Genomic DNA, 12,747 nt, shown 5'->3' with positions numbered 1-12,747 from the left:
TACAAACTATTGGTAAAATTAATGGAGTAATACTTTCCATCTTGTTTTTTTTTGTTAAACTCCACTTGTACTGTTTGGAACACATGTTTTCTATTTATAAAAATGAAAAATAACTTTGTAAAAATTGGACTTTATTTTTTGGGGTGTGTAGCAGTTCAATCTGTTGCAACGACCAGTCATGCCGGCCAGACCATTTATCAATTAAAAGATTCGAATGGTACGACCTTGCTCACCAACAAGAAAAATCGTTACAACCATCTCAAAGTCGAGAAAAAAACGTATTATCCAGACAGCAATATCCATAGTTATAGTAACTGGGGTTCATCCGAAGCTTCGGTACTGCCGAGTTATAGCCGCAATAAAAATGCTTTCGATTCCATTATTAAACAGGCCGCGTCTCAACATGGCATATCTGAAGGTCTGATTAAAGCAGTCATGCATACTGAATCAGGCTTTAATGTCAATGCACGCTCACCTGTCGGTGCCCAGGGCCTGATGCAGCTTATGCCTGCGACGGCAAGACGTTTTAATGTTTCAAATGCCTTTGATCCCTATCAAAATATTATGGGTGGAGCAAAATATTTATCCTGGTTAATGAAACGCTTTAATGGCAATACCTCACTGGTTCTGGCTAGTTACAATGCAGGTGAAGGCAATGTCGCCAAATACGGCGGCATTCCCCCTTTCAGAGAAACCCAGGACTATGTCAGACGTGTAAGCAGCCGTTTCAGCAACTTATATGCCAATGGCTTGGGTCATAGTTCGAACTCAACAAAATCTGCTTCCGATACCGGCAAAATTGTTGCCCAGTCCAACAATGATAAATCCGCTTCATCACATGCAGCCCGTCGTTATAGTTCACAACGTCAAATTATCATGGCATCCGATGGCAGTTTCACCGATGCCCCCGGCTCGTATGCCACGGCCCATGCGACGGCTTCCGCAAGAATTTCAATTGCTGACAATTAAATTGTTTTAGAAACTGTAGCATTATAGAGTTTTATTAATTTTTTCTTGAATTTTTAAGACTTACACCTCATATTTAGAAAGATGATTTTTGATTTATAAATCAGATTATTTTTTTATTATAAGAGGATTTTCCCAATGATGCGGATTGGTTTGTTCTTGCTAACCAACCTCGCGGTACTGGTAGTAGCTGGCATTATCTTGTCACTCTTCGGTGTCGGTAGTTACCATGGCGCGGGTGGCTTAAATCTAGGCAACCTGATGGTCATCTGTTTTGTCTTTGGTATGGTTGGCTCTCTCATTTCGTTGTTTATGTCGAAATGGATGGCAAAAAAATCTACCGGGACAGAGTTGATCGACCCCAATGCTCCGCGTAACCAGGCTGAAGCATGGTTATTACAAGAAATTGCGCAATTATCGCAACGTGCCGGCATTAACATGCCAGAAGTGGGTATTTTCCCATCTTATCAGTCGAATGCTTTCGCTACAGGCTGGAATAAAAACGATGCATTGGTTGCCGTTTCAACAGGCTTGCTCGAACGCATGAATAAAGACGAACTTCGTGCGGTGCTTGCGCACGAAATTGGTCACGTTGCCAATGGTGATATGGTCACGCTTGCCTTGATTCAAGGTGTAGTCAACGCCTTTGTCATGTTCTTTGCACGTGTGGTCGGTGACTTTATTGACCGTAATGTATTTGGTCGCGAAGATGGTGAAGCACCAGGCCTGGCTTATTTTGCCATTACCATGGTACTGGATATCGTGTTTGGTATTCTGGCCTCAGCGATTGTCATGTGGTTCTCTCGTCACCGTGAATACCGTGCTGATGAAGCGGGTGCACGTTTAGCCGGTAAACAGGCGATGATTTCTGCATTACTGCGTTTACAGGCAGAATCAGAATTGCCAGATCAAATGCCGAAAGAAATGAAAGCTTTCTCTATTGCAGAAGGCAAAGAACAGGGTTTCAGCTTGGCCGCCTTGTTCCAGACCCACCCTAGTATTGAACAACGTGTGGCTGCATTACAACAGTTGAATTGCCCATAATCTGTTTAGACTGAATCTGCTTAGATAGACGGGATATAAAAAGCCTCCACGATGGAGGCTTTTTTGTGACTAAATCCGCTAATAGACGGTCATTGAAATCAATTATGCACACCACTCATACACACGATATCGAGAGCAAAATCATCGATTGATTGATCTTGCATGACCTTAAATATTCAGTGATTGCCACCATTGCCATAACCAGCCAAGTCCCAGCCACATGGCCATAATTAATAAAATGATAAAAACAACGCCCAGTAAATCAGGAAGATGCAGCCAGATCCAGGCCACGACAGGGTTACGCCAAAATACAGAAGACTGCTGCTTCTGTTCCAGACGTTCATGCAAAAAGGGATGGGTGACATGTGACTCACTACGAATCTGATATTCCTCACGAATATGATCATGCACAATGGTTAAGGCTTTGCGACTAGGACGAATAAAAACGTCAAAAATCGTTCCAGCAACGGGAATAAAACCAACCACAGCATCCATCATGGCCAATCTCAGCACTGGAGTCAGCTTGTTTTGCGGTACACCAATTTGCTTGGCCTTATAGATGGCATAACAGGTCAATGCAAAACCGGCAACATCGCCAGCCACAGGAATGGTACTTAAGGCAGCATCTGCCCCGACACCTTGTTTGGTGAATGGAATCCGTACCACCGAATCCATCATATTGGCGAACTTGGCCAAATCCCGTTCCAAACGTATGACTTCTTGCTGGCTGAGTTTTGCTTGTTCAGACATTGCCTGTTCCAGAGAAATAATTGATCTAACGACTTGAGATTACAGTATATCTACGCGGCTTGAAGTGTAATGATGTAATGAAGCCAGGTGAGTGAAGCACAATAGCCCATCCCTCATATGCGGGATGGGCTAAAGCATTAATAAGGTATATCAACTGCCGATTCACCCTAGACCATCTACCGAAACACTCAATAGACTTGCAGCAAAAGGAGCCTATTGAGTGGTTGAATTGAATTCAGCTTATACTTGGGTTTTGGTTTTCAACAGCGTACGAATCAGCACATACATAAAGGGAATAAAAATCAGCACCAAAACGGTGGCAAAAATTACCCCACCCAACACACTCACCCCAATTTCCTGACGGCTGACAGCACCCGCACCAAAGGCAAATACCAGCGGAATTACCCCTGCACCAAAGGCCAGAGAAGTCATCAGAATCGGGCGTAAACGCAGACTGGCCCCTGCCAGTGCAGCCTCAATCACACTGCGACCTTGCTGCTCGGCAAGTGAAGCAAACTCGACAATTAAAATGGCATTTTTACAGGACAAACCCATTGTGGTGAGTAAGGCAATCTGGAAATAAATGTCGTTTGGAAAACCGGCAAAATAACTGAACAGGATATTGCCGCCAATCCCCAAAGGAATGGCAGTTAATACTGCCGTAGGAATAGACCAGCTTTCATACAGTGCTGCCAGACACAGGAAAATAAAGCCGATTGACAGCACATACAGAAATAAAGCCTGATTACTGGACTGTTTTTCTTCATAGGACAAACCGCTCCATGCCACGTCTATCCCCGGGTGCTGTGCCACCAGTTGCTCAACATCCCCCATTGCCACACCCGAGCTGACATCCTTGGCAGTATCCGCTTCCATTTGTAGGGCGGTATAGCCCATATAACGGTTTACCACATCTGGCCCGCCACTCCAGCTGACCGTGGCAAAATTGCTAAAAGACACCATCTGGTTCAAGTCATTGCGCACATACCAGTATTGCAGGTCTTCAGGTTTAGAACGGAATTCGGCATCGCCCTGCATCATCACCCGTTTAATCCGGCCGCGATCAATAAAATCATTGATATAGCTGCCGCCCCATGCACTCGACAAGGTACTGTTAATGGCGGTTTGTGACAGTCCATTGGCCATCGCCAGTTTCTGGTCAATATTGACCTTCAAACCGGCTTTATCAGGATTTGAACGCTTATCCAGATTTTCAAAACTGCTGTATTGTTTTGCCTGCTGCTGCAATTGCTTAAACTGGCTATCCAGATAGGCACGACCTTGACCATTGATATCACGAATCCAGAAATCCAGCCCGTCAGTCTGGCCTAAACCACTGACCGAAGCCGGCATCGTCACATTAATCTGTGCATTCGGATTCTTTTTAAAATGCTTTAAGGCGCGTTCCCGAATCGCTTGGGCTGAATTTTCTTTGCCTGAACGTTCATCCCAGGGTTTTAAGGCAATAAAACCCTGACCCAGATTTTGTCCCGTTCCCGCCATATTACGACCATAACGCACCATCACCAGATTTACATTCTGTTTTTCATTTTGCAAAAAATACTGTCTAATCTGCTCACCAATTTCGGTACTTTTCGACATCGGTGCACCATCTGCCAGCTTAAACTGCACATTGAGAATGCCCTGATCTTCACTAGGAATAAAACTGGTCGGCAAGGCCCGATAAAACAAGGCAAAAACACTGATCAGTGCAGCAAACAGCAGCAAACAAATGGCTTTATATTGCAGGGTTAAGGTAGATAATTGAAGATAGCGCCGTTTTAAGCCATCCAGCTTTTGGTTAAACCAGAGCGCCCACTGGGCAGGCTGTGGATTAGGCTTTAAAATCAGGGCACATAAAGCTGGAGTTAAAATGAGCGCAACAACCAGAGATAAAGCCATAGCGACAACTAAAGTAATGGAAAACTGGCGGTAAATTACCCCGGTTGAACCACCAAAAAAGGCCATCGGAATAAACACCGCTGTCAGTACCAGCGTGATCCCCACCAATGCCCCACTAATTTCCTGCATGGATTCAAGTGATGCCTGCTGAGCCGTCAGGTTTTTCTCATGCATCAGCCGCTCAATATTTTCTACCACCACAATCGCATCATCGACCAGCAGCCCGATCGCCAAAACCAAGGCAAACAGGGTTAATGTATTGATACTTAAACCAAACACATACAATATCGCCATCGTGCCCAGCAGGACCACTGGTACGGTAATTGCCGGAATCAGCGTCGCGCGCCAGTTTTGCAGGAACAGGAACATCACCACAATCACCAGCAACACGGCCTCCACTAGGGTTTTCACCACTTCTTTAATGGATTCTTTGACAAATGGCGTATTATCACGCGGATAAACCAGCTTATAGCCTTCAGGAAGCTGGTTCGAAATCTGCTCCACTTCAGCCTGAATCAGTGCTGAAGTCGCCAGGGCATTGGCACCGGAAGCCAGCGAAATACCCATCCCGGCAGAAGGAAAGCCGTTGATGGTATTCATGGATTGATAATTTTCTGCCCCCAGTTCAATTCGGGCGACATCTTTTAAATAGATAAAGCTGCCATCACGCGCAGATTTGACAATGATATTTTCAAATTCTGGCACTGTTTTTAAACGAGAACCTGAAGTGACTTTGGCATTTAAATACTGGTCTGCTACTGTCGGTAAATCACCCACCGCCCCTGCTGCAACCTGGGTATTTTGCGCTTCAATAGCGGCGCGGATATCACTCGGCATTAAATTGTATTGTTTTAATTTTAACGGGTTTAGCCAGATGCGCATGGCATATTGCGAACCAAAGACATCAACCTCCCCCACACCATCTATACGTGCCAGATCTTCTTCCAGGTGGGTCTGCATGTAGTCGGATAAGGCAATGCTGTCACTTTTTCCCAAAGCATCATATAAGCCAATGACCATGTGCGTGTCACCCAGTGACTTGAATACATTCACTCCCTGACGTTGCACTTCATCCGGTAAACGGTTCAGCACGCCATTAATGGCATTTTGTACCTGGACTTGTGCAGTATCGGGATCAGTGCCATTTTCAAAACTGATGTTAATGCGGCTGCGTCCGGATGAATCACTGCTGGAACTAAAATACAGCAGATGATCAATGCCTTTAATTTGCTGTTCCAGCACCTGAGTGACACTTTCTTCCACCGTTTCTGCTGAAGCACCATTGTAGCTGGCACTGACGCTAATCCGTGGCGGGGCGATGTCAGGAAAGCGCTCTACCGGTAAATTCAGCGTTGCAAAAACCCCAAAAGCCATCAAGATAATGGCTAAAACACCTGCAAAAATCGGTCGATGAATAAAAAATCTAGACAGCATATATCCTGGTCACTTAAGTGCTAAGGGATAAAAAATTCAACTCGATCATTGAATAACTAAAATGATTGATCTGATATTGATCATCAATGACAAAACTATAAAAGCCAATCATATTTAACAGAAAAATAAGACTTTGCCTTAAATAAGGAGAAAATGTGAAGGAATTTTTATTCAATGATGACTTCTTGCCAATCTTGCTTATGTCCCCTATTTTTACAGTTTTTTATTACAATCGATGTCTTTGTTCAGTTGATTATACTTCACTATAGGGAAGAAACTTAAAAAGGGGGGCAGCAATGATAAAGAACCGGAATATTTTAATTGGGTTTATTGAATTAATTTTTAATTAAGCAAAATCGAATAGGATGGTGCAAATTATTGAATATTTAAGTGCAATGAACTCTTATTCCCCTTTTAAAGGCAAAACCGGTGTTAAGCGTGTATTGAATGCAACCCAGTATTCTCTTGCTGGTTTTAAGTCTGCATTTATCCATGAAGCCGCTTTTCGTCAAATCGTCCTGATCAATGTCGTACTCATTCCGGGCAGTTTTTTTCTTGATGTGACCGCGGTTGAACAGGCGCTCATGGTTGCTGTCTGCTTACTGGCTTTGATTGTGGAATTATTGAATTCAGCGATTGAAGCCGTGGTCGATCGTATTTCTTTGGACAAACATCCACTTTCAAAAAATGCCAAAGACATGGGCAGTGCTGCACAGTTTGTAGCCCTTGGCATCATCTTCTTTGTCTGGCTGATTATTTTAATCAAGTAATCATTTTACGGCTTTCATCTTTATCAATTTTCAAAAAGCACCTTTTATCAGGTGCTTTTTTTATATCTCATTCTAAACTTTCTTTAAGACATAAAAAAACCCGGCTTGTGCCGGGTTTTTTGAATCAGTTCAGTGCTTAGTGAGCAGAGAATTGGTTCATAGTGTTTTTAGAGTCATCACCAGCTTTAAGTGCATTGTCACCAGCGAAGATTTCTTTGTGGTCGTCACCGATGTCAGAACCCGCCATTGCTTGGTGTTTCACACAAGCGATGGTACCGCGGATTTCTTTACGTTGTACGCCAGCAACATAAGCCAACATACCTTCAGAACCGAAGTAACCTTGTGCAAGCTCGTGAGTAGAAAGAGCAGCTGTGTGGTAAGTCGGAAGTGTAATCAAGTGGTGGAACACACCTGCTTCACGAGAAGCATCTGCCTGGAATGTACGAACTTTTTCGTCAGCTTCAGCAGCTAATTCAGTAGCATCGTACTCAGCGCTCATTAATTTAGCACGGTCGTAAGCAGAAACGTCTTTACCTTCAGCAACCCAACGGTCATAAGCTTGTTGACGGAAGTTTAAAGTCCAGTTGAACGATGGTGAGTTGTTATAAACAAGTTTCGCATTTGGAACAACTTCTTTAACACGGTTCACCATGTGAGCGATTTCGTCAACGTTTGGAGTTGCAGTTTCGATCCAAAGCAGGTCAGCACCGTTTTGTAGGCTAGTTACACAGTCAAGTACAACGCGGTCGATTTGAGTGCCTTCGCGGAACTGGTACAAACCAGATGCTAAACGTTTAGGACGGTGAAGTTTACCATCACGTTTGATCAGGATTTCGTCTTCTTGCGCTTCTGAAATGTCAATTTCAGTTGTGTCTAAGTAGCTGATGTATTGAGAAGCGATGTCGCCTGGCTCTTTAACCACTGGGATTTTTTGAGTCAAGTCAGCGCCTTCAGAGTCAGTACGTGCAACGATGATACCGTCGTCAAGACCCATTTCTAAGAATGCATAGCGAAGTGCGTGGATTTTCGCGATGAAGTCTTCGTGTGGAACTGTTACTTTACCAGCTTGGTGACCACATTGTTTCGCATCAGAAACCTGGTTTTCGATTTGTAGTGCACAAGCACCCGCTTCGATCATTTTCTTAGCAAGTAAGTAAGTCGCTTCTTCGTTACCGAAACCAGCATCGATGTCCGCAATAATTGGCACAACGTGAGTTTGGAAACCGTCGATTTGAGCAGTGATTTCAGCAGCTTTAGCAGTGTCACCAGCGTCTTGTGCTTTTTTAAGTGCACGGAACAAATCGTTTAATTCTTTCGCGTCAGCTTGACGTAAGAATGTATAGATTTCTTCGATCAATGCAGGAACAGAAGTTTTTTCGTGCATAGATTGGTCAGGAAGTGGACCGAATTCTGAACGAAGAGCTGCAACCATCCAGCCAGAAAGGTAGATATAACGGCGTTCAGTCGTACCGAAGTATTTTTTGTTCGCAATCATTTTTTGTTGTGCGATGAAACCGTGCCAGCAACCTAATGATTGAGTATATTTGCTAGAGTCAGCATCATAAGCAGCCATATCACGACGCATAATCGCAGCTGTATATTTAGCAATGTCTAAACCAGTTTTGAAACGGTTTTGCATTTGCATACGTGCAGCGTCTTCAGCACTGATGTCTGCCCAAGTGTTGCCGAATTTCGCTTTTAATTCGCGGATTGCATCAATCGCTGTTTGGTATGTAGTCATGATATTTTCCTGTAATAATATTAGGATTTCATCAAGCGAAGGCTAAAATCACACTCATATTATTTGTTCAGATTTAGAGCGCTTCGTTAAGATGAACACAGATTAGATTGAGTTAAAAAATTAATCCAATATTCTCGATTAATTCCCAGTATTTATTTAAAAAATATGTAGATCAAAGTCTTATTATATTTATGTTTCAAAATTTTAAATTATTGTTTTAATTAACTTTATTTTAATTACTCAAAATCATTTTTTGCTTACAAAGTGTTCGCAATGCCGCTTTTTTCTTCATTAGACTTAAGTCGTGCTCTGAAAGAAAAAAGCTTGACCAGCTACTTTTTTAGTCATTTATGTAAATTTTTAATCAAAATCATCAAAATATGACTGTATTTTATTTCTTCTATTTTCTTTTTATAGCTCACTCAATAAAGGCTTTTATCTGGTATTAAAATCCCCGATTTTTTCTCTCTGATTCATTTAACTTTACTTCAATAAGCGTGACGGTTACCCTCGTTAATTCATTCATTAATTCATTTTATCTATATAAAATTCCACGATTATCCCGTCTCTTTTTTCATCAATATTCCTACACAAGCCTTGTCGCTTATGGCATAATCGAAATAATTTCATGAGCTTATTTTCGGTATTTCTTGTATGAATCTGGAGCGGGTCGATCTCAATCTATTAATATATCTTGATGTACTGCTTCGCGAAAAAAATGTCACGCGTGCTGCAGAACAATTGGGTGTAACCCAACCTGCCATGAGTAACATTTTGCGTCGTTTACGCAATTTATTTAATGATCCGCTGTTAATTCGTTCTTCTGAAGGAATGACCCCCACAGAACGTGCTTTGGAATTACAGCCGCGTATCCGTGATGCCTTGTCTGATCTTTCAATGATTCTGGAACCGCGTACCGAGTTCCGTCCTTATACATCGAATCGTGTTTTCCGCATTATGACCTCGGACTATGCTGAAGCGACTTTAGTACCACGTTTGGTTAAAGCCTTACGCTCCGAAGCACCCAATGTGGTACTGGACTTTTTAACCCCCAGTGACGTGTCCTACCGTGACATGGAACAAGGCAAAGTCGATCTGGCGATTAACCGTTTCAATGAAATTCCGCAAAGTTTCCACCAGGTCCTGGTCTGGCGAGACAGCTTTTCCTGTCTACTCAATAGCAAGCATCCTGCCGCGGGGAATTTAAACCTTAAAAGTTATTTAGATGCACAGCATATCTGGGTCTCTAAAACAGGTATGGGAGTGGGCTTTGGGGTCAATCCGGAAAAACAGGCGGGTTTGGGCTGGATTGATCAGGCTTTGGAACGTATTGGTCAAAAGCGTAAAATTTCGGTCTTTACCCGTCACTATCAAATGCCCGGGTTATTGGCTGCCAATGTTGACCTCGTTGCGACTTTGCCAACACGCATTGCACGTTTACAGGCTAAAAACCAGAACCTGCTGATGAAAGACCCTCCCTTCTATATTCCCGAGTTTGAATTGAAGATGGCATGGTGTCCGTTATTGCATCATCACCCGGCACATCGCTGGTTACGCCAGCTGATTCTGTATGTGGCTCGCCAAATGATTGAAGAAGAAAATCGTGAATTTTTAATGAATAATTCGCAATTTTCACATTATTAAGCGCAATTTTTCTTAAATTCTTCTTTTTTAAGCTTATACTGTATTTAGTCAGGTAGTTATTTCATTATTACCTGACCTTCTTTTATGTTAAAAATATTCATAATAATGATGATCCACAGGTGGATTTGTGAGCCTCTTTCAAAATATCGTCATCATCATCATCCTCATTGCGGGTGCGGGATTCTTATCGCTCACCGAAATTGCCCTAGCGGGTGCACGTAAAGTTAAACTAAAAATACTGGCTGAATCAGGGGATGAACGTGCTCAGCAAGTGTTGGATTTACAGGAAAATTCAGCAGACTTTTTTGCAGCTTCACAAATCGGTTTAAATGCTGTTGCTATTCTTGGCGGTATTTTAGGTGAAGGTGCTTTCCGTCCTTATTTTCTCGAGCTAGTTTCACGTTTCTATACGGGTGCGTGGGCTGAAACGATCGGTTTTGCCTTGTCTTTTACTTTAGTCACGTCATTATTCATTCTGTTTGCAGACTTGATGCCAAAACGTCTGGCCATGATTGCACCGGAAAAAATTGCTGTGTCTGTGATCAATCCGATTCAAATTTTTATTAGCGTATGTCGTCCACTGGCCTGGTTCATCAATGCCATTGCCAATCTGTTATTTCGCCTGTTCAAGGTCAATACCACCCGTGAAGACAACATCACCTTTGATGATATTTCTGCTGTCATGGATGCAGGTGCGCAGGCAGGCGTATTACAGAAACAGGAACATCACTTTATTGAAAACGTGTTTGAGCTTGAAGAACGTAATGTTCCTTCGAGTATGACAACTCGTGAAAATGTCATCTATTTCACCTTGAAAGAATCTGAAGCCAGTATCCGGCAAAAACTGGCTGAATATCCTTATTCCAAGTTTCTGGTGTGTAGTGAAAATATTGATGATGTGATTGGTTATGTTGATGCTAAGGATATTCTGGTGCGGATTCTGAATAACCAGTCTTTACTGCAACTCAATGAAAGTACCATTCGCAATGTATTAACCATCCCCGATACTTTGACTTTATCTGAATTACTGGACCGTTTCCGTTCAACCAAAGAAAAGTTTGCGGTGGTAATTAACGAATATGCCTTGGTAGTTGGCGTGATTACCTTGTCTGATATTATGATTACCGTCATGGGTGACTGGGTCACGCCAATTGAAGCAGATCAGCAAATTATTAAGCGCGATAACAATTCCTGGCTGATTGATGGCAGCACGCCAATTGAGGACCTGAAACATGCCCTTGAAATTGATGAAATGCCGGATGAAGAAAATTATGAAACGCTTGCCGGTTTCATGATGTACCGTCTACGCAAAATTCCACGCCCTGCCGATACCGTGATCTATGGTAACTATAAATTTGAAGTGGTGGATGTTGACCATTTTAAAATTGACCAGCTCCTGGTCACACGACTTCTAAAGGAAGCAGAAAATAATCATCCTGAAGAATCAGAATAATCTGATTCTTCTTTTTTAAACTTATAATAATAAAAAGGTACACTGATGAATTTATCTGCTTTGCTGGCCTGTCTCAGTTTTTATTCGGGAATTTATCTACTCTATTTCTTTTTTGCTCGGCAACAAAATTCAGTTTTGTTACTGACAGGAATGGGTTTGCTGCTACTAAGTGTTATTTTAATTCCCTATCCGCATGAACGCAGACGACGCGGCTTTGACTCTACCTTGACTTGGGGTCAGTATTTTTTCTGGCCACTCCTGAGCTGGTGAAGAGTGTTTATTCTTCCAATCAGCTGGCTGCTCTCTCTCATTTACCGGGATTAAAAAAGCACCTCATGGATGCTTTTTTAACGAAATACTTAGTACTTGCTGATCAGCTCATCCAGTACAGCCTGATAGTGAATAGTAATGTCATCTTCCAGAATCTTGTAAGCATTGTCGAACTGCACCATTGGCCAGCCTTCTTTCCAGAATGGAAAAATATTATGCAAGTCGTGAGTCACAGTCGCATCTTCACGGGTAATGGCCTGTGCAATTTGTGATAAAACCTGTGCTGTTTCGGCACCATCAATAGCTAAGTAATCAATGCCGTGCGCTTTTAAAATACGAATACGGTCTTTTTTATAACGAATTTTTTTACTTTGCGCTTCATTTAAATGTAGGGCCAAAGTGACAGCTTCAACAAACTTGCTTTCAAAACTGGCATTTAAAGCAACTAGGGCATTTTTATGTGCCTCTTGACGACCAGCTTTACCACCATTACGGATCATCTCATTCGCTTCACTATTTAGCACATCGCTTTTCATGGACTGTAAAATGTCTAAAATTTCGATATCGCTTAAAGATTCAGGAGATTGATCAGTCATGAACTGTCCTTGGACAAAAATAAGAAAGGGCTATTTTCGCATAATTCCTCACTGAATACAGGAATAAAATTAAGCTCCCGAGTCGATTCATCATTTAGCGGTTTAAAACATGACCCTAAGATTAAGTAAATTGGCGCAATACATCTCAGCCATTATGAATATGCTAAAAACTCATGC

At 42.3% G+C, this 12,747-nt stretch carries 9 protein-coding genes; 5 read left to right on the top strand and 4 right to left on the bottom strand.

Annotated features, from left to right (window positions below; all coding sequences use genetic code 11):
- Positions 1-102 precede the first annotated feature (102 nt).
- Both ABJ384_RS04380 and htpX read left to right on the top strand, forming a co-directional pair.
- A complete protein-coding gene (locus ABJ384_RS04380) occupies positions 103-969 on the top strand; it encodes a lytic transglycosylase domain-containing protein (protein WP_349929063.1) in 867 nt (288 codons plus the stop codon).
- A gap of 135 nt (positions 970-1,104) precedes the next feature.
- Positions 1,105-2,010 (top strand): protease HtpX, encoded by a 906-nt coding sequence (gene htpX, locus ABJ384_RS04375; protein WP_166167439.1) that lies wholly within the window; start codon positions 1,105-1,107, stop codon positions 2,008-2,010.
- A gap of 168 nt (positions 2,011-2,178) precedes the next feature.
- On the opposite strand, the gene ABJ384_RS04370 is transcribed toward htpX, so the two are convergent.
- Together ABJ384_RS04370 and ABJ384_RS04365 are read right to left on the bottom strand one after the other, a co-directional pair.
- Complete coding sequence (locus tag ABJ384_RS04370; protein WP_349929062.1) at positions 2,179-2,760, bottom strand: DUF4112 domain-containing protein; 582 nt, start codon at positions 2,758-2,760, stop codon at positions 2,179-2,181.
- Positions 2,761-3,000: 240 nt separating this feature from the next.
- On the bottom strand, positions 3,001-6,096 hold the full coding sequence (locus ABJ384_RS04365; RefSeq protein ID WP_349929061.1) for a multidrug efflux RND transporter permease subunit: 3,096 nt from the start codon (positions 6,094-6,096) through the stop codon (positions 3,001-3,003).
- 395 nt (positions 6,097-6,491) lie between these two features.
- Here ABJ384_RS04365 and ABJ384_RS04360 point away from each other — a divergent pair, with 395 nt between their 5' ends.
- Positions 6,492-6,866, top strand: coding sequence for a diacylglycerol kinase (locus tag ABJ384_RS04360; protein ID WP_166167846.1), 375 nt, complete (start codon positions 6,492-6,494; stop codon positions 6,864-6,866).
- A gap of 136 nt (positions 6,867-7,002) precedes the next feature.
- On the opposite strand, the gene ABJ384_RS04355 is transcribed toward ABJ384_RS04360, so the two are convergent.
- Positions 7,003-8,607 carry an isocitrate lyase gene (locus ABJ384_RS04355; RefSeq protein WP_086196262.1) on the bottom strand — a complete coding sequence of 535 codons (1,605 nt, stop codon included), beginning with the start codon at positions 8,605-8,607 and terminating at the stop codon, positions 7,003-7,005.
- A gap of 654 nt (positions 8,608-9,261) precedes the next feature.
- Between ABJ384_RS04355 and ABJ384_RS04350 the strand changes: the two genes are divergently transcribed.
- Positions 9,262-10,251 carry a LysR family transcriptional regulator gene (locus ABJ384_RS04350; protein WP_086196263.1) on the top strand — a complete coding sequence of 330 codons (990 nt, stop codon included), beginning with the start codon at positions 9,262-9,264 and terminating at the stop codon, positions 10,249-10,251.
- 127 nt (positions 10,252-10,378) lie between these two features.
- Positions 10,379-11,704 (top strand): hemolysin family protein, encoded by a 1,326-nt coding sequence (locus tag ABJ384_RS04345; protein WP_086196264.1) that lies wholly within the window; start codon positions 10,379-10,381, stop codon positions 11,702-11,704.
- A gap of 359 nt (positions 11,705-12,063) precedes the next feature.
- Here ABJ384_RS04345 and ABJ384_RS04340 read toward each other — a convergent pair whose 3' ends face one another.
- On the bottom strand, positions 12,064-12,570 hold the full coding sequence (locus tag ABJ384_RS04340) for a hypothetical protein (protein WP_349929060.1): 507 nt from the start codon (positions 12,568-12,570) through the stop codon (positions 12,064-12,066).
- Positions 12,571-12,747: the final 177 nt, after the last annotated feature.

Source organism: Acinetobacter sp. A1-4-2, assembly GCF_040233925.1.
In the GTDB taxonomy this organism is placed as follows: Bacteria; Pseudomonadota; Gammaproteobacteria; order Pseudomonadales; family Moraxellaceae; genus Acinetobacter.
This window is presented reverse-complemented; position numbering and strand designations above follow the sequence as displayed.